This window comes from Burkholderia sp. Bp9004 (genome assembly GCF_003858025.1).
In the GTDB taxonomy this organism is placed as follows: Bacteria; Pseudomonadota; Gammaproteobacteria; order Burkholderiales; family Burkholderiaceae; genus Burkholderia; species Burkholderia diffusa.
Window position 1 is genome coordinate 25,062 of the sequence record NZ_QTQD01000046.1, and the last position, 16,927, is coordinate 41,988.

At 61.5% G+C, this 16,927-nt stretch carries 15 protein-coding genes; 2 read left to right on the forward strand and 13 right to left on the reverse strand.

Annotation, left to right across the window (positions count from 1 at the left end; all coding sequences use genetic code 11):
* Positions 1–274 precede the first annotated feature (274 nt).
* The 6 genes from DIE08_RS32780 to DIE08_RS32805 all read right to left on the reverse strand — a co-directional run bounded on the left by DIE08_RS32780 (position 275) and on the right by DIE08_RS32805 (position 9,016).
* On the reverse strand, positions 275–1,993 hold the full coding sequence (locus DIE08_RS32780; protein WP_124905909.1) for a sigma-54-dependent Fis family transcriptional regulator: 1,719 nt from the start codon (positions 1,991–1,993) through the stop codon (positions 275–277).
* Between the two features lie 286 nt (positions 1,994–2,279).
* Positions 2,280–3,674 (reverse strand): MmgE/PrpD family protein, encoded by a 1,395-nt coding sequence (locus DIE08_RS32785; RefSeq protein WP_124905911.1) that lies wholly within the window; start codon positions 3,672–3,674, stop codon positions 2,280–2,282.
* Between the two features lie 31 nt (positions 3,675–3,705).
* Entirely contained in the window at positions 3,706–4,686 is a 981-nt protein-coding gene (locus DIE08_RS32790) for a tripartite tricarboxylate transporter substrate binding protein (RefSeq protein ID WP_124905913.1), read from the reverse strand.
* Between the two features lie 98 nt (positions 4,687–4,784).
* Complete coding sequence (locus DIE08_RS32795) at positions 4,785–5,765, reverse strand: tripartite tricarboxylate transporter substrate binding protein (protein ID WP_124905915.1); 981 nt, start codon at positions 5,763–5,765, stop codon at positions 4,785–4,787.
* A gap of 31 nt (positions 5,766–5,796) precedes the next feature.
* Positions 5,797–6,984, reverse strand: a complete 1,188-nt coding sequence (locus DIE08_RS32800; RefSeq protein WP_170296450.1) for an iron-containing alcohol dehydrogenase family protein — start codon at positions 6,982–6,984, stop codon at positions 5,797–5,799.
* A 205-nt stretch (positions 6,985–7,189) separates the two neighbouring features.
* Complete coding sequence (locus tag DIE08_RS32805) at positions 7,190–9,016, reverse strand: NAD(P)-dependent oxidoreductase (protein ID WP_124905919.1); 1,827 nt, start codon at positions 9,014–9,016, stop codon at positions 7,190–7,192.
* 449 nt (positions 9,017–9,465) lie between these two features.
* Between DIE08_RS32805 and DIE08_RS32810 the strand changes: the two genes are divergently transcribed.
* Positions 9,466–10,665: an ABC transporter substrate-binding protein gene (locus DIE08_RS32810; RefSeq protein WP_124905921.1), complete on the forward strand. Its 1,200-nt coding sequence runs from the start codon at positions 9,466–9,468 to the stop codon at positions 10,663–10,665.
* 183 nt (positions 10,666–10,848) lie between these two features.
* The gene (locus DIE08_RS32815; protein ID WP_124905923.1) at positions 10,849–11,613 is read left to right on the forward strand and encodes an SDR family NAD(P)-dependent oxidoreductase; all 765 of its coding nucleotides are present in this window, start codon (positions 10,849–10,851) and stop codon (positions 11,611–11,613) included.
* A gap of 130 nt (positions 11,614–11,743) precedes the next feature.
* On the opposite strand, the gene DIE08_RS32820 is transcribed toward DIE08_RS32815, so the two are convergent.
* The 7 genes from DIE08_RS32820 to DIE08_RS32850 all read right to left on the reverse strand — a co-directional run.
* Positions 11,744–12,766 (reverse strand): amidohydrolase, encoded by a 1,023-nt coding sequence (locus tag DIE08_RS32820; RefSeq protein ID WP_239007394.1) that lies wholly within the window; start codon positions 12,764–12,766, stop codon positions 11,744–11,746.
* A 31-nt stretch (positions 12,767–12,797) separates the two neighbouring features.
* Entirely contained in the window at positions 12,798–13,490 is a 693-nt protein-coding gene (locus tag DIE08_RS32825) for an ABC transporter ATP-binding protein (protein WP_124905927.1), read from the reverse strand.
* A 2-nt stretch (positions 13,491–13,492) separates the two neighbouring features.
* Positions 13,493–14,260 (reverse strand): ABC transporter ATP-binding protein, encoded by a 768-nt coding sequence (locus DIE08_RS32830; RefSeq protein WP_124905929.1) that lies wholly within the window; start codon positions 14,258–14,260, stop codon positions 13,493–13,495.
* Complete coding sequence (locus DIE08_RS32835; RefSeq protein ID WP_170296449.1) at positions 14,257–15,249, reverse strand: branched-chain amino acid ABC transporter permease; 993 nt, start codon at positions 15,247–15,249, stop codon at positions 14,257–14,259. The genes DIE08_RS32830 and DIE08_RS32835 overlap by 4 nt, the downstream gene beginning before the upstream one ends.
* 9 nt (positions 15,250–15,258) lie before the next feature.
* Complete coding sequence (locus DIE08_RS32840) at positions 15,259–16,125, reverse strand: branched-chain amino acid ABC transporter permease (RefSeq protein ID WP_124905933.1); 867 nt, start codon at positions 16,123–16,125, stop codon at positions 15,259–15,261.
* 248 nt (positions 16,126–16,373) lie between these two features.
* Positions 16,374–16,559, reverse strand: a complete 186-nt coding sequence (locus DIE08_RS32845) for a hypothetical protein (RefSeq protein ID WP_124905935.1) — start codon at positions 16,557–16,559, stop codon at positions 16,374–16,376.
* Positions 16,560–16,822: 263 nt separating this feature from the next.
* The coding region (locus DIE08_RS32850; RefSeq protein ID WP_141667388.1) for a 4Fe-4S dicluster domain-containing protein at positions 16,823–16,927 on the reverse strand (105 nt) is incomplete at its 5' end.

The window sequence follows — 16,927 nt, forward strand, 5'->3', positions numbered from 1 at the left end:
AGTATCTCGATCGGTGTCACACACCGCCAGTGGATGCCTATTTTTCAGAAGTTTCTAGGCCCCCGGGCGCCGATCGTTTCTAGCCCGACGAGGCCGAGTTTTTCGCCTCTCGACTCGATGTGCATGTCGTCTCCCGATATTTCCGCGATTGCCAAGGTCGTGAAAGCCACTCCGTCGGCAGTCTCGCAATCAATATGCCATCGAGCAAACTAGAGAGGCTTCGCATCATCACCAGTCAAACGGCTACGTTATCCAGCCGGCCTGATATGGCCTGTCAAGACGTGGTCAGCCCCATCTGAGCGAGACGTTTGTAGAGATAGGACCGCGAGATTCCAAGGCTCGAAGCCACTCGCTTCTTGTTTCCGCCGAATTGCGTCATCGCCTTCCGAATTAGCTGCGCCTCGACCTGTTCCACTGCGCTGCTCACGCGCATCGTGTCCGAATGGCCCAGCGAAGGCGGATGCGACGGCTGATCCGGGAACACCGGAGCCGTCACGGTCACTTGAGGACCCGCATCTGACAGATCGATCGCGCCGAAGTCGATTGCGTCAATGATGTCTGTATCGCTAAAAATGGCAGCCCGTTCGACCGTATGCATCAGCTGTCGCACGTTACCCGGCCATGAATGTGCCTGAAGATAGGCCAACGCATGGTCCGACAGCCGCTTCGGCCGCTGCCCGTGCCGTTCCGCAAACTGGTTAAGCGCCAGATCCGCAAGTAGCGGGATATCATCGAGTCGCTCGCGAAGCGCCGGTAGCCGAATGACGACCGCACCGATTCGATAGAATAAATCGAGCCGGAACGTCCCGTCGGCGATCATCGCTTCGAAGTTGCGGTTGCTCGCACTGATCAAACGAAAATTGGAGTTTCGTGCTTCGGTTCCGCCGACGCGCTGGAACGATCCGTCCTGCAACACACGCAACAGCTTCACCTGCACGTCGGCCGGCATGTCTCCGACCTCGTCGAAGAACAGGCTCCCGGCATCTGCCTGCTCTATCTTGCCACGTCGGCCTTTGCGTTCAGCGCCCGTGAATGATCCGCCCTCGTAACCGAACAGCTCACTCTCGACCAGTGTCGACGGTAACGCCGCGGCGTTCACCATGACTAGATTGCCGTCGCGCCTGGCGCTCAGCTTGTGAATCGCGTGCGCCGCCAACTCCTTGCCCGTTCCACTTTCTCCCGTCAGCAGAACCGGAACGTCGAGCGGCGCGACCTTCACGATTTGCTGCTTGAGGCGCTGCATCGCCTGACTTTCCCCAACAATCTGGTCCAGGCCGTAGCTACGATTCTTGAGATCCTTCAGCTCCCGCTTGTAGTACGCCACTTCCGACTTCAATTTCGTCAACTCGGTCGAGAACGTCTGCAATTGCTCTGGTCCCTTGAACATCACTTGACCAATCGCGCCCACCGTCTCCCCGCGGGCATTCCTGATCGGATGCCGCGTGACGACTCGCGTCACACCTCTCATCTCCTGAATTGCACCAATTTCCGCTTTACCAGACGATGCTACCTGATCGAGCCTGGTATTTTCGATTACTTCGGATACGTGGCGGCCAACCGAGCTCCCTGACTTCATTCCAAAGAAGCGCTCATGGACGGGGCTGATATACCGCAGCACCCCGTCGCGATCTACAACGGTCAGCGCTTCGAATGGATTCGTCAGAAAATGACTAAGGATGTCGCTCGCGAAATCGACTGAGCCGACGAATTCGAATAGCGCATCGCGCCCATCTCGGAGCAAAGCAACGAGTATCGTCGCGTCCGTGGCAGGTAGAACGATAACCACAACCGGCGAAGAATCGGGACCTTCAACCGAGAAAAGGCGTTGCTGGCGACGCCTTGCTTCGTGCCATCCTGCGATGATTCTCGTCGCCATTTCGCGCTGCTCGACGATGCCGGTCGCTATCAGCTCTGTTCCGGCTGCCGACAGAATCAATACGCCACGTAGCGAGGCCGCCGCAACGCCAGGCCTGGCCAAATCGAGTGTCTCCATGGTGTTATCCCTATGTCTCCGTGGCGATTATTGAATCGCCTTTTTTTGGATCTGTCCTCACCGCGGACACAGCCTATCACCACGAGAGTCAATGATTAGTGGGTCGAATCGACAGCACTTGTCGATCCGACTCATCAATCGTTCGGCATCACCGTGGCAAGCGCCCACACTACCGCTTCGTCACCCACGGAACCGCGCCCGTGAGGAGAATCACTTAATCCTCATACGTATCGGTCCACTTTCCTCTGCCTGGGCGCTTGTCACTGGACGCGCCGCGCTCGATATGTCATTGCGGCAACTGCAGCAGACGAATCAAATCTGTCGTCGTGCCGGCATGTTCGAGCACCCGCACAGCGGCCTCAAGGCGGTCCACCTGATCCGCCGGGAGCGCTTTCGACGCGAGGCGGCGAAACTTGGCCGCCATCTGTTCATCACTCATCGGACGCTGGTAACTTCCGAGAAAGTTGTCGACGGTCTTGCTCAATTTCTTTCCGCTGGTCAGCAGAATCTCGACATCGGCACCTCGCGCAAACGCTCTGCCCTTTTGCTCGCGCGCTTCGCTTCGCACCACATCGACACGCTTCGCGAATTCGACGAGATCCGGACGGTCAACGTTTTCCTCGATCATCTGATCGACGAACACCTCACCGTCAATCAGCTTCATGCCGACGCAGAAGCCGAGATGCATCTGGGCCGCCGTCAGACCGTTGGGGATGTAGGGGGTCCAGAATGAATGGCGGACCGCATCCTCGGTCATTCGCACGGTAATTCGCTCGACGTCGGTCGCGGTTACGCCCGTTTCCTCCATGAGCTCCTCAATCGCGTCCAATGCGGACAGATTCGTGCCGACTGCAGCGTGCCTCTTGATCGAAATTCGCATCGTTTCCCAGCGCGTGCCGAGCTCGCTGGTCAGCGCCGACAAGTCGAATTGGTCGGCGGTCTGGGTGAAGGTGGTGCAATATCCGCCATAGGTTTCCTCGAACACGTCCTCGATGCCGGTAAACCCGTCCGCAGCGAGTAATGCCGAATACAGGCCACTTTGCGCGGCCTTCGCCGACAGCATCCGCTTCACCATCGAGCCGAACTGGGCGGCCATGATGCCGGACGCCTGGGCACCCGCAATGCCAAACGCATGGTAGATCTGCTCGCCGTCGAGCCCGAGGACGATGCCGGCCGCGACCGCCGCCGGAAATGGTCCGAAGATGCCGGGCGTATGCCAGCCCCGCACCAGCATCTTGTTGCCGTTCATGCACAGGCCCACGCGAGGGCCGACTTCGAAGCCTGCGATGATGGCAGTCAGGAGGGTTTCGCCATCGACGTTTTCGGTGCCGACCAATTCGGCCGCCGCGAGCGCCGCCGGCAGCACGGCGGCGCAGCTGTGAATGGAAGCGGGATTCGCGTCGTCCAGCTCATAACCTTGAATCATCGTGCCGTTGAGCAGCGCCGCATTCACCGCAGATGCCGTTTCTCCCCTCCCCCACACCGAGGCTCGGCCGCCATCGGGTTCGAGCTTGCCGACGACGCCGGCCAGGATTCGGGTCCACTCGAGATTTGCGCCGAACAACCCGCATCCGAAACCATCGAGCATGATCAGCTTCGCGCGATTGCGCACATCCTCGGGAACGTCGGCCAGTTTGAGTCCTGCTGCAAAATCTGCCAATTGACGCGTATATGACGTCATGAATCAACTCCTCCAAATTTCATTATGCAAATCACTGCTTCGGCATGCCCACATAGGCGGCCAGCTTTGTTTTCTCGGCTTCATTTTTCAACAGGAGATCCGTGAACTCTCGTGGCGACATCGTCACCGGCTCGAGCCCGTAGCTCCGAAGGCGGTCCGCCAACGCCTTGTCCGACAGCGCCGCCTGCAACGCCGTCGACAGGCGTTGAACGATGGCCGGCGGCGTTCCGGCCGGCGCCATCAGCCCTTGATACAGAACGTAGCTATAGTTGGGATAACCGGCCTCGGCGACCGTCGGCACGTCCGGAAGGGCAGCGAGGCGCTTCGGGGATGTCACCGCCAGCGCCCTCATCTTTCCTGCCTTCAGATACGGAGAACTGCTGATCAGCGCGTCGAAGATGACGGAAATGCGTCCACTCATTACTTCAGGCAGCGCCTCCCCGTTACCTTTGAATGGAACGTGCATCATCTTCAAGGCGCTCTGCTGGAGGAACGCAGCCGTCGCAAGGTGAGTCGTACTGCCAACACCTGCGGATCCGTAGGACAGCTTGTCCGGGTTCGCCTTCGCGTAAGCGGTCAGTTCGCCGAACGTCTTGAAGGGCTGGCTGGCGCCAACTTCGATCAGAAGCGGTGATGCGACCGACGGCCCCACTCCCGTGAAGTCCTTGCGGAGAACGAAGCCCGGATCACGCTTGACTGCTGACTGGAGGCCGAGCGTATCCGCCGACGTGGCCAGCAGCGTGTATCCATCCGGCGGCGCATCCTTCACATAGCGGATGCCGACCAAGCCGCCTCCGCCGCCACGATTCTCGATAATCACCGGCTGTCCCAGGCTCTGTCCCAGCTTTGGCGCCAGCAAGCGGGTGACGGTGTCTGCCAGGCCGCCCGGCGCCGTCGCGACCACAATATGCACCGGCTTGGTGGGAAACGGGTCGGACGCCGAAGCGGCCGCCGCGCTGAACAGGACGAATGCGCCCGCCGCCAGTCTGCGGCAAAACAATGCTTTTTTCATAAGAGGATCCTTTCTCCAAGTCCTTGATTTCCTGCTACGCCGCGTCGAGGATCCCTCGCACGTCGACGGCGTTCGTCACCTACTTGCCGATCCGCCGGCTACTGCTTCGGCATACCTACATATGCGGCTAGCCTTGCTTTCCCAGCTTCGTTTTTCAAAAGAAGATTCGTGAACGCCGTGGGCGACATGGCCACCGGCTCGAGCCCGTAGCTTCGAAGGCGGTCCGCCAGCACCTTGTCCGACAGCGCCGCCTGCAACGCCGCCGACAGGCGTTGAACGACGGCCGGCGGCGTTCCGGCCGGCGCCATCAGCCCTTGATACACAACGTAGCTGTAGTCGGGATAACCGGCCTCGGCGACCGTCGGCACGTCCGGAAGGGCAGCGAGGCGCTTCGGGGATGTCACCGCCAGCGCTCTCAGCTTCCCTGCCTTCAGATAGGGGGAACTGCTGACTGGCGCGTCGAAGATGACGGAGATGCGTCCACTCATTACTTCAGGCAGCGCTTCCCCGTTACCTTTGAACGGAACGTGCATCATCTTCAGAGCGGTCCGCTGCAGAAATGCGGCCGTCGCAAAGTGAGTCGCACTGCCCACGCCGCCGGATCCGTAGGTCAGCTTGTCCGGGTTCGCCTTCGCGTAAGCGGTCAGTTCACCGAACGTCTTGAAGGGCTGGCCGGTGCCGACGTTGAGCAAAAGCGGCGATTCGACCATCGGCCCCACTCCCGCAAAGTCCCTGCGGAGAACGAAGCCCGGATCACGCTTGACTGCTGACTGGAGGCCGAGCGTATCCGCCGAAGTGGCCAGCAGCGTGTATCCATCCGGTGGCGCGTCCTTCACATAGCGAATGCCGACCAAGCCGCCTGCGCCGCCGCGATTCTCGATAATCACCGGCTGCCCCAGGCTCTGCCCCAGCTTTGGCGCCAGCAAACGCGTGACCGTATCGACCATGCCTCCAGGCGCCATCGCCACCACGATATGCACCGGCTTGACCGGAAACGCGTCGGTTGCCGAAGCGGTGGTTGCACTGACCACCACGAAGGCGCACGCCGCGAATCGACAGTCAAAAGAAGCGTGCTTCACGAGAAGCCTCCGTCTCCGAGATTGTTATTGCCTACCACGCTGCGTCGAGGATCCCCCGCACATCGGCGACGTTCGTCACCTCACGGGGGCTACGCTTGATGAACCAGTCCTGCATCGCCGCTTCCGCGATCGGATCGAGAGCCTCCCGGGCCACGCCGATGTCGCGAAGTCTCCGGGGAATGTCCACTTTCGCAAGCAGGCGCTCAAGGGTCTCGACGGCCGACATCGCGTACATCTGTGCCGAATCGGTAGCCAGCGGAATCCATAGGCTTTCGGCAATACGCCCGACCGTATAGTGCGTTGCCGAGCTATTGAAACCCATCGTGTGCGGCAGCACGATTGCGTTGATGATCCCGTTCGACACGTCGCTTCGATGACCGATTGCATGTGCGAGTACCGACGAAAGCCCGCCGCCCGACTGCTCGGTACCCCGGCCGCAAAGAACGGCGGCGATCGCCAAACGTTCCCGAGCCGCGACATCTTCGGGCGACATGCGGTCGATGTTGCGCGCGACAAGTCGTAGCGCTTGCGTCAACATCGCCTCCGACACGAGGTCGCAGCGCGGCGACTCCAGCGCCTCGACTGCAGTGGAAAGCGTGTTGAGCGTCGCACCCTCGACGAGCGCCGCCGGTGCGGTGCCAAGAAACCCTGGGTGAAGGAAGATTGCCTTGGCCCGCGTCTTCGGATCGAACAAGGCAAGCCGCTGTCCCGTCTCGTCGTCGTGCACGGCGCTTCCCGCCTTGACGAACGCCGTACTGGGTGTGGTCGGCACAACGAATTGCGCGAGCTTGGGAGCGGCAAGCCGAGGACTATCGAACGCTCCGTCCGGGAGCCTACGGGTGCAAAGCTCGTGCGCAGGCCGCTTCTCCGCGAGCAGGATGCTTGCCGCACGCGCCGTGACGGCGGCCGACCCACCGCCCACCGCGATCACGGCGTCTGCGTCCAGTGCGCTCAGCGCACGCGCCGCTTCTTCCACGGCGTGCACGGGACTATTCGGCCGAACCGTCGGAGATTCGCCGACCAGCAAGGGGCCGAGCACATCGCGCAACTGCTGCATCGCATTGGACGAGCCGACTGACCGACCGCTGACGATCACTGCACGCTGACACCCACTGCGCTTCATCTCCCTCGCCAAGGCAGCGAGACTTTCCTCACCGCAGTACAGTCGCAATTCCGGGGCAATGTGTTGAAAGGAGATCGATCGAGAGGTCTGGTTCATTGTCTGTATGCGCAAACGCGTGGAACGAGGTTGCCCATCAACTTGCAATTGACGTGCCATGCTTGCCGCAGCAACGTCGCAGTCTACGGGCGCCGACAAACTGTCCACGCCGGCGACGGCCTGCCCAATTCGTGTCCACCGCGGCGACACGTGCCGCTCGCCGCGCCTTCATCGCTGCCGCACCGGTGCGTGCAGAATGGCCCGCTCATGCAGCGGCAAACGTGATCCCCGCCCGCGCTTCGAACAGCCTGGCCAGTTCGTCGATATTGGCGTCTCCCCCGAGCTCGTTCGCTCCGGCCTCGACCGCATTACGGACCGCATTCGCAATCAACATCGGCGCACCGCAATTCATGGCGGTCTCACATGCAAGCCGAAGGTCCTTCACCATGAGTTCCAGACGCAGGGTTGCCGACCGGCCGCCCGCCGCGAGGACAGGAACGACACGCTCGAACGTAGCGCTCCACCCTGAACCGCTGTTGATCACTTTCTCCATGTCCCGGAGTTTCAGGCCGTTTTTGATACCCATCGCCACGGCTTCATACGCGATCAGCCGATTGCACGCACCCAATGCGTTCTTGACCAGTTTGGCGATATGCCCATATCCGGTGTCACCGCAATACACCACGTTCGGGCTGATGGATTCGAGAAGCGGCCGAACGCGTGCGCACATGTCCTGCGCCCCGCTGCACATGATCGCCACGGTACCTGCGTGCGCGCCGCTCGGACCGCCTGAAACGGGTGCGTCCACTAGCGCCACGCCCAGCGCCTTGAGTTCCTCTGCCATGAGGCGCGTGGCGGACGGATCACCCGTCGTCTGATCGATGACGATCTTGCCTGCGGCGAGGCCTTCCCTCAACCCCCCCTTTCCGAACAGAACCTCTCGGACGACTGTCGAGTCGGGCACGCAAATCATGATGACGTCGCAGTCGCGTGCCAGCGAGGGCAAATCCGACGCCGCGACTGCGCCGTCGGCTTCGAGATCGCGGACGATATCGGGCCGCACATCGAACACCTGCACCTTTCGAAACTTCATCAGGCGCCGCACCAGCGCCGCGCCCATGGCGCCAAGTCCGACATAGCCGACCGTCAGCTCGTCCCGCCCCGCCATCGCTGCCGTCGCTGCCGTCGCTGCCGGCAGCGACATCGCATCATCACGCAGCCGCGTGCCCGCCATCGACTCGATCAGCTTGACGACATCCTCGAGCCGGGCATCCTGCCCCAGCGTATTGACGCCGGTCTGCAGCAAGCCGAGCGCGATGCTCGACACAGGCATCGGCGCGCCGGCATCCATGCCGAGTTCGATCGCTTGACGAACGTCCTTCACCATCAGGGGAAGCGCGAAGTTGGTCGCGGCCCTGCCTTCGACAATGGCCGGCAACATGGTCTCCGTGATGCGGTTCCGTGCAGTGCTCTTGTTGAGCAAGTCAGTCAAGGTCGCGAGCGGCAGTCCCGACTTTCTTCCCATCGCGACGATTTCCAGCGTCGCCAGGCGGCATGCCGCGTTCATCACGTTGTTGACCAGCTTGATTGCCTGCCCGTCGCCGACCCGTTCCCCGCATCGGAAGACGTTCGAACTGATTGCATGCAGGATCGGCGATACTGTCTGATAGGCACTGTCGGGACCGGAGACCATGATGGTCACCTTGCCCGCGCGAGCGGCGGCCAGACCGCCCGCCACCGGCGCGTCGATCATCGCGACACCCTTTGCCTCCAACTGGCGTGCGATGTCCCGGGTTTGCTCCGGCACACCGCTCGTCTGATCGATGATGATCTTTCCCGGCGTCAACCCTTGCGCCAGCCCTTGTGCGCCGAAGATCACCTGCCGCACGTTCTCCGTGCGCGGCAGACACAGCATCAGGACGTCGCAGCGATGCGCCAGCTCGGCTGCGGATGATGCTACGCCCGCACCGAGCTTCTCGAACTCGGCTACAGCGGCAGTATTGATATCCCAGACGCACAGGTCGTACGTGCCGATGAGTCTTTGCGCCAACGGCGCCCCCATCGCGCCCAAACCGATATACCCGACTTTCATATACAGCCCCTTTTCCAAAATATGCCGCGTCGCGGTTTCATTCCGCTCAGCCGCGAATCGATTGCAGGTTCCGTACCAGCTTTGTTGGGCGCCACCCCATACGCCCCCACGGCGATAGCGCGATCGCCGGAACATAGCTATCGCTCGCGCATGTCGTCGGAAAACACAGTTGTCCGCATCAGCGACGGTCGAATGACTCCGGGCGTGCCTTCATGCGACGCTTCTCCTCAGATCGGCAGCACATCCGGCGCCCGTTGGCATCGCAATTGCTTCATCACTGCCAGATCGGTTATCGCCGGGCCGAAAAACGGCTATCCGTTTTCGGTCGAATCACGAAGCCAATCTTTTTCGCGCCCAGCGCTAGGTATTTCGGGGCGATTCGGGTGTTCGGATGAGGTAGCGCCCTTTACGGACTTGCACCCATTGATAACTACCAGAAGGAGACTTTGATGGCGAAACATTGGAACACTGCCAAAGCGGCGGCCTGCGTAGCGACGCTCGCCGCATCCTGGGCGGTTTGCACGCCGGCGGCAGCACAATCGTGCGAAGTCAAGATCGGCGTGCTCGGCCCGATGAGCGGCGGTGGATCGTCGCAGGGCCTCGCCGAGAAAGCGGCCGTCGAGTTCGAGGCCGCTTATACCAATGCCAATGGTGGCCTGCAAGTCGGCAACCGCAAGTGCAAGGTGGTGCCGACGAGTTACGACTCGCAAGCGACCGCTGCCGGTGGAGCGGCCGCAGCCAACTATTTCGCGAGCCAGGGCGTTCATGCGGCTGTGGGCCCGGTTCCGTCGGTCGAGCTGGCGGGATTCAAGCCCATCGCGAAGCGGTACGGCATCGTGAATTTCGCGCACTCGTACGCGAAGGATGTCATCAACACGCAATATCCGCTCGCCTTCGCGGTATCACTCACGCCGCAAGTCTGGGGTGCCTATGTCGTGAAAGCCGCAAGGGACGAGTTCAAATTCAACAAGGTGATCGTTGTTGCACCGAACGATCAGGGCGGCACCGATGCAGGCAAAGCACTGGTCCAGGAGTACGAAAAGGCCGGTGCCAAGGCGACGCTCGAATTCTATCAACGCGGCACCACGAACTTCGCGCCTATCGTGGCCCGCCTGATGAGCATGAGCCCCGAGTCGGTGGAATTCGGACCGATGCCGCCGGGTGAAGCCGGCATCCTCGTCAAGCAAATGCTTGGCGCTGGATACACGGGTGCGTTCGGTGACCTCGGTAGCGGCGCGGAGGTGGTGCTGAACACCGTGGGAGACATTTCAGCCCAAAAGGCGTTCTACTGGCTCGAACTCGCTCCGCTGGACGACCCCGGCATACAGCGTCTGAATGCCGACTACGAACGCGTGACGAAGTCGAAGGTGCCGGACAACACGCTGTTCTATCCGTCCGCACTCGCCGCGGAGCATCTTCTGCGCGCGATCTCGCGAGCCGGAACCGATCAAGATGGCGAAAAGATCGCGGCCGCGTTGCGAGAGACGACGCCGGAATCCCGCTACCTCGGCAAAGGCGGCTGGCGCGGCAAGGCGCAATACGGTGTCAATCAGCAGCTCGCCTTCCCGATTGGGATGGGCGTGATCGCGAACGGTAAAAGGCAAAAGGATCGACGCATCGCCATTGCGTCGGAACCTGCGACGCCGTGAACCTCGGATAGCGCGGTTCATCGCCGAAGGTCGTATGGGGAGTCCACGCTTCCGCGCGACTTTCGGCGAATCTCTCGGTCGCCACGGCATCGCGGAGCAACGAGACCACATCCGGAATCCGTGCGCCTCGACCGCGTTGCCCGACCGCACATGGTGGCTTCGATATGAAAAGGAAAAGGTGACATGAAGCGTTTTGAAGGAAAGACGATCCTTGTAACAGGAGCCGGCAGCGGGATTGGCGCGGCGTGTGTCCGACGTCTGTTCGACGAGGGCGCATTGGTTGTCGCAGCAGACGTACGCAAGGGCGATGTCGACAAGGTCGCCTCGGAATTCGGCCCGACTAGCCGTATCCACGCCGTCGCGATGGACGTATCGAATCGCGACGACGTCAACGCCATCGTGGCCGACGCCGCTCGACGATTCGGCCCGCTTCACGGGCTCGTGAACTCCGCCGGCATCCGCGGCGTGGGCAATGTGCTGGATTTTGATCCGGACGCGTGGCGTCGAGTCCTGTCAGTGAATCTCGATGGAACATTCAACGTCTGCCAGGCATTTGCACGCGTCGCAACGGAAGCGAAAACACCCGCCGCAATCGTCAACGTTTCGTCGGGGGCGGGAATACGCGGCGTACCGAACCGCCTCGCATACTCCGCGTCGAAGTTCGGCGTCTCGGGCATCACGCATACCATGGCACTCGAACTTGCCTCTTACGGTATCCGCGTGAACGCCGTAGCGCCGGGGATGATTCGCACCCCGATGACAGCCGTGATGTTCGAGGATCCGGAAAACGAAAAGCGCATTCGCGCGGCGCATCCGATCGGCCGCGAGGGAGAGCCTGAAGAGGTTGCCGCCGCCATCGCGTTTCTGCTGTCGGATGACGCCAGCTTCGTCACGGGTATCGTCATGCCCGTGGACGGCGGCTCCACGGCGGGCATTCCATCTCACTGAGATATCGCGCCTGCCGTCCACGATGCGCGGACGGCAGGCTGAACTGTGGATCTTCTCGCCGATCTTCTCGCCGGGGACATGCGGCGCGTCGAGCAAATTGCTCGCGCCCCCCCGGCGCACGACGCCCGGTTCAGGAAAGGTCGACGCGGTAAACGCGGGCCGCGGTATCGTGAAAAAGCGCCGCCTTTTCTCGAGGCGATGCGCCCCGGACGATATGCTTCAGCGCGTTCCACATCGGCACGAATCCGCAGGATCGACCATCGGGCGGATAATTGCTTTCCATCATGCAGCGCTCGACGCCGAAAGCATCGATGACGGTCTCGACATAGGGCCTCCACGCATCGGCGAGTTCCAGATAGCCGACCGGCTCCGCGCGTTTCTCGAAACCGAACCCCCAAAACGGCAATCCCAGGCCGCCGATCTTGCACAGCACGTTTTGGCGGCGTGCCACCTCGCGTACGGCCGATCGCCACTGCGCGAACACGCCGGCACGGCCGTCGGCGTCCATGTCCATGCTCATCGCCTGGCCCAAGTGATTGAGGACGATGATCGTATCGGGAAACATATCGGCAAGCTCGCAAACGTCGGCCATCTGATGATGGAACACTGCCGCATCGAACGTCAGGCCGCGTGCTGCCACCTCCTGGAAGCCGGCGCGAAATCCCGGGGATTTCATGATTCCAGGCGCCGGCCGGTTCGTGACATAGCGAAAAGGCGCATCGCTCGGATCCTCGATCGTGATCTGCCGAACGCCCCGGAATCGCTCCGGCGCGGCTTCAAGCGACCGTTCGAGCAATTCGGCCACTGCCGACCCGAATCGCAGGTCCGCGTTCCCCACGATCGCCGCGCAGACGCGGCAATCGCCATAGGCGCCGCTGGCGCTCATCGCCGCAACCCCGTTCGCGAACTCGACCTCGCCGAGCGGCCGCAGCACTTCCGGGCCATCCTTGCGTGCGAAGGCAAGCGTTTCCACATAGATGGACGCGACGATCCGATGTCCCGCGTTCACGTCCGCCAGGTAATCCTCGAACATGTAGCGCAATGCCGGTCTGTCAAAGAGATGGTGAGCTGAATCGATGATCGGCAGGTCGGGATCGATGATAGGCTCATCGCGACCGGCCTTCAGTTGCGGGTACGGAAACATGTTCGTCATTGCATCACCTTGTCTTGATGTGAATTCGAATTCAAAGATATTCCTCCGCGAGCGCGACATCCCGAATCTCGTCGACCGTGCCGCTGCGCCGCACCTCGCCGCCACGCATTACGTACGCGCGGTCGACAAGCTTGAGCGCGGGACGTGCCATTTGTTCGGTCATCAGAATCGTGGTGCCGCGACGCTGCAGCTCCCGAATCGACTCGCTGATGCGCTCGATCCATACGGGTGCCAGTCCGAGGAACGGTTCGTCCAGAAGCAGCAGTTTGGGCAGCGTGCTTGCCGCTCGGGCCAGCGCGACGACCTGCTGCTGCCCGCCGCTCAGTTGGTTGGCCGGTTGGTCTGCGCGCTCGGCGAGCAACGGAAAAGTCCGCTCCATCCACTCGAGGTTCGCTTGCGCCTGCATCTTCGAAATACCGAGCGTGCCCGCCAGGACGTTTTCCCTCACGCTCAGCGAGCGGAATATCCGGCGCCCCTCCGGCGAATAGCCGATGCCGAGACGGGCGCGACCGGGGCACGAGACACCAACCAGGTCCTTCCCTGCAAAACGGATCTGACCGGATACCGCGGGAACCAGACCGACTACGGCATTGATCAGGCTCGACTTGCCCGCGCCATTCGCGCCGACCAACAGGACCGTTTCGCCCTCGTTCACGTCGATCGACACTTCCCGGAGGGCCACGATGCCGCCATAACGAACGACCAGCTTCTCGATGCTCAGCATTTTCAATCCTCACTCACGCCCAGATAGGCCTCGATTACATCACGGCGGGAAAGCACATCGCCCGGTGCTCCCTCGGCGAGAAGCCGCCCCGCCTCGAGCACGACAATGCGCGGGCACAGTCGCTTGACCATATCCATGTCGTGCTCCACGATCAGGACGCCGCAGCCCAGCACGCTGCGCGCATGCTCGATGAAGCGGTCCACCTGCGGCCGCTCCCGGGCCTCCAGCCCTGCGGCCGGCTCGTCCAGAAGCAAAAATCGGGGTCTCGAAGCGAGCACCATCACCAGGCCCAGCATTTTCTGGAGTCCGTACGGCAACTTGTCGCTCGGGTCGTAAAGGTGCTGTGCAAGACCGAACTCGTCCAGCAAACCTTCGATGCCGAGATCCGCATTCGAATGGGAGGTGCTGAAGCGCTGGGCACGAAACAGATTCTCTTCGACCGTCGCGCTCTTGAACGTGTTGGTCTGCTGGAAGCTGCGCGCGACGCCAAGACGTGCCACGTTGTAGAACCGCATCCCGGAGATGACCTGCCCACCCAGCAAAATGCGCCCCGACGTCGGCGGCAGCATTCCGCTCATGACATTGATCAGCGTAGTCTTGCCTGCGCCGTTCGGGCCGATCACGCCAAGCACGTCGCCCGCCGACACTTCGAATGAAATGCCTTCGAATACGCGCAGGCCGCCGAATCGCTTGGTGATCGCTTCGACTTGCAATGTCGCCGGTACTGGCGCTCGGTTGCTTTGTTTTGAAATATCAATAGGCGAACTCATGCTCGACGATCCTCGATACGCGGTTGCAGCACGCCGCGATGGCGCACCCTCATCTTGTCAAACACGGTCGTCAGCGTTCCCACGATGCCGCCGGGCGCAATCATCATCACGATGACGAGCAGCAGCCCGAACAATCCGGACGACAATTGAGCGTAGCTGCTGAAAACATCGTTCATCGTGATGAGCAGCAGGCTACCCACCACGACACCCAGCAACGATCCGCGGCCCCCGACGAAGACATACGCGATGTAGCTGTTCACGGACCAAGTGGTGAACGAGCTCGGATGGGCGGTCGAGAGCATGTTGACGAGTGCGAAACCCGCCAGTCCGGACACGGCGGCCGAGGTAATGAAGCCGATGGTGCGATATTTCCACGGCGCAACGCCAAGGCTCTCCGCGAGCGTCTCGTTCTCCTCGATCGACGAGAACTCGGGCCGGAGAACGTGCGTCATGCCAAGCGTAAACAACGCGGAGACGATGCAAATGGCAACTGTGACGACGACGACCGTCGCCGGCGACGTGGCCCCCATCCCGAACAGCAATGCGGGCGGGACACCCGTGATCCCGTTCGCGCCGCCCGTCAATGTCGGCGTTTGGAAGATGACGATCTGAAGTATTTCGTTGAAGACGAACGTAATGAAAATGAAGTACACGCCTTTGAGTCGGAGCACCAACGCCCCGAGCGGCAGCGCCACGAGCGCCGGCACGATCGCGCTGATCAGCATGAGCAGAACGAGGTTCGTCGTACCGGCATTCGCCGCGATGGCGGCGGCATAGCCACCGAGCGCCATGAAAGACGGCGCGGAGAACGACAGGAGTCCAAGCCGCAGCATGATGTAGATGCCCAGCGCGGCACACACGCCGATGGCGGACTGACCGGCCAGCGAATACATGAACGGGTCCGTTGACGCAAAGGGTACGATGAGAAGCAGTAGCAGTACGATCACGCCCGATATGTCGAGCATGAAGTCACGGCGACGATGGGTCATTTTCATAATTCAGGCCTTGCGTGTAACGGTACCGAACAGCCCCTGCGGGCGAACCAAGAGGATCAGCATTACGATCACGAACAGCACGAGCGCGCCTTGGGAACCACCAAGATAGACACTCGCGTAAGCCTCCACGAGGCCGACGACGAATGCGGAGATCGTGGCACCGCCGACACTGCCCAGTCCGCCCATGACGACGACGATGAACGCCCTGCCGAGCACGGCATCTCCGCTGGAAGGCTCCAACGCAAGAATCGGCGTGACGAGTGCGCCGGTGAGCCCGGCCAGTGCCGTTGCAATGGCAAACGCCAGCGGGAACATGCGTGCGGGCCGGATCCCCTGCGCGCGCGCAACCGGACTGTCGTCCGCCATCGCACGCAGCGCGATACCATATCGGGTCCTGAAGACGAGGTAATAGACGCTGCCGATCGCGAGCGCGCACACGCCGAAGACGATCAGGTTTGCGTAAGGGATATAGAAACCCGGACCGCGCAGCGAGCCGGTCACCGGGAACGGGAAATTCATCGGCTCGGCCCCATAGGCGGCCGTCATGCCGGTCGTGATGATCTGATAGATGCCCAATGTCATCAGCATCGTCGCCAAATGGTCGGAGACATTCCTCTCCACAACCACGACCTCCACCAGATAGCCGATCACGCCCGTGGCCAACGCAGCGATCAGCACCGCTGCCGCAAACGGAACGCCCAGGGACTGGGACAGCGAATAGGCGATGTAACCACCGAGGATGTAGAAACCGCCATGAGCGAAGTTCACCACGCCCATGATGCCGAATATGAGCGTGAACCCGATGCTGATCAACGCATACTGGGTGCCCAGGCTCAGGCCGATGACGCCAGCCGAAATCAAGCCTTCCATGACTTTGATACCTCTCTTTCGATCGTTGGGATAGAGGACGCGCCGAACGAACGGCCGTCAACGTTCGGGACGGCGTTCAGTCAATCGAAAGGCGGATCACCGATTGCCGCGCATGGGGAACGTCATCTGTCCCGCGCCGCGCGTCGCGGTGTGCGGTTTCGAAAAATGGAAGGTGGTGCATCGATTGTCTCCTGTTTTTTTACTGCTATCGCTCGACCTCGAATGCCGCCGGCTGTCTGCGCGAACGACTAACCGTCCGCGACCTCGGTGGCATCGGCCCTGTGCTTGAATCCGCAGCCCTCCGGCGGCACGTCAAGTAGCACGGATAATGCAATGCCCATGCCAGCATCGGGCCGGTGTTCCAGGCGACCCGCACGGCTCCAACGCCGGGCGAACGTGATCTTGAAGCGAAAGAACCGGAGCCCCTTGTCCATGCGGCTCCGATCGGAAGGCACCTGGCAAGACGCGACTTCATTGATCATCGAAGTCGACGGAGATGCGAAAGGGACGAGTGCACACAACGCGGCAGCTGTGTCCTTGAAAAAGACAGGTGTCCATTCCGGCGACTCCCGCCAGACAAGGCTCCGGCCATCGGGAATACCCTCGGAAGCAGCCTGTGTCTTCCACATCGGAAGCCGTATCGAACTGGCATGGATCGCCGATTTCGCGTCACGGCCGCTCTCGTTTCGTTGGTGCGCTACATGTTCGGGTAATTCGGCCCGCCACCGCCTTCCGGCGTGACCCACACGATGTTCTGCGTCGGGTCCTTGATGTCGCACGTCTTGCAGTGCACGCAGTTCTG

Excerpts from the sequence above, each read along its gene's own strand:
- DIE08_RS32845 (WP_124905935.1), bottom strand. The coding sequence starts at position 16,559 with ATGGACAAGGGGCTCCGGTTCTTTCGCTTCAAGATCACGTTCGCCCGG.
- DIE08_RS32830 (WP_124905929.1), bottom strand. The coding sequence starts at position 14,260 with ATGAGTTCGCCTATTGATATTTCAAAACAAAGCAACCGAGCGCCAGTA.
- DIE08_RS32825 (WP_124905927.1), bottom strand. The coding sequence starts at position 13,490 with ATGCTGAGCATCGAGAAGCTGGTCGTTCGTTATGGCGGCATCGTGGCC.
- DIE08_RS32810 (WP_124905921.1), top strand. The coding sequence starts at position 9,466 with ATGGCGAAACATTGGAACACTGCCAAAGCGGCGGCCTGCGTAGCGACG.
- DIE08_RS32800 (WP_170296450.1), bottom strand. The coding sequence starts at position 6,984 with ATGAACCAGACCTCTCGATCGATCTCCTTTCAACACATTGCCCCGGAA.
- DIE08_RS32820 (WP_239007394.1), bottom strand. The coding sequence starts at position 12,766 with ATGACGAACATGTTTCCGTACCCGCAACTGAAGGCCGGTCGCGATGAG.
- DIE08_RS32780 (WP_124905909.1), bottom strand. The coding sequence starts at position 1,993 with ATGGAGACACTCGATTTGGCCAGGCCTGGCGTTGCGGCGGCCTCGCTA.
- DIE08_RS32815 (WP_124905923.1), top strand. The coding sequence starts at position 10,849 with ATGAAGCGTTTTGAAGGAAAGACGATCCTTGTAACAGGAGCCGGCAGC.
- DIE08_RS32805 (WP_124905919.1), bottom strand. The coding sequence starts at position 9,016 with ATGAAAGTCGGGTATATCGGTTTGGGCGCGATGGGGGCGCCGTTGGCG.
- DIE08_RS32840 (WP_124905933.1), bottom strand. The coding sequence starts at position 16,125 with ATGGAAGGCTTGATTTCGGCTGGCGTCATCGGCCTGAGCCTGGGCACC.
- DIE08_RS32790 (WP_124905913.1), bottom strand. The coding sequence starts at position 4,686 with ATGAAAAAAGCATTGTTTTGCCGCAGACTGGCGGCGGGCGCATTCGTC.
- DIE08_RS32785 (WP_124905911.1), bottom strand. The coding sequence starts at position 3,674 with ATGACGTCATATACGCGTCAATTGGCAGATTTTGCAGCAGGACTCAAA.
- DIE08_RS32835 (WP_170296449.1), bottom strand. The coding sequence starts at position 15,249 with ATGACCCATCGTCGCCGTGACTTCATGCTCGACATATCGGGCGTGATC.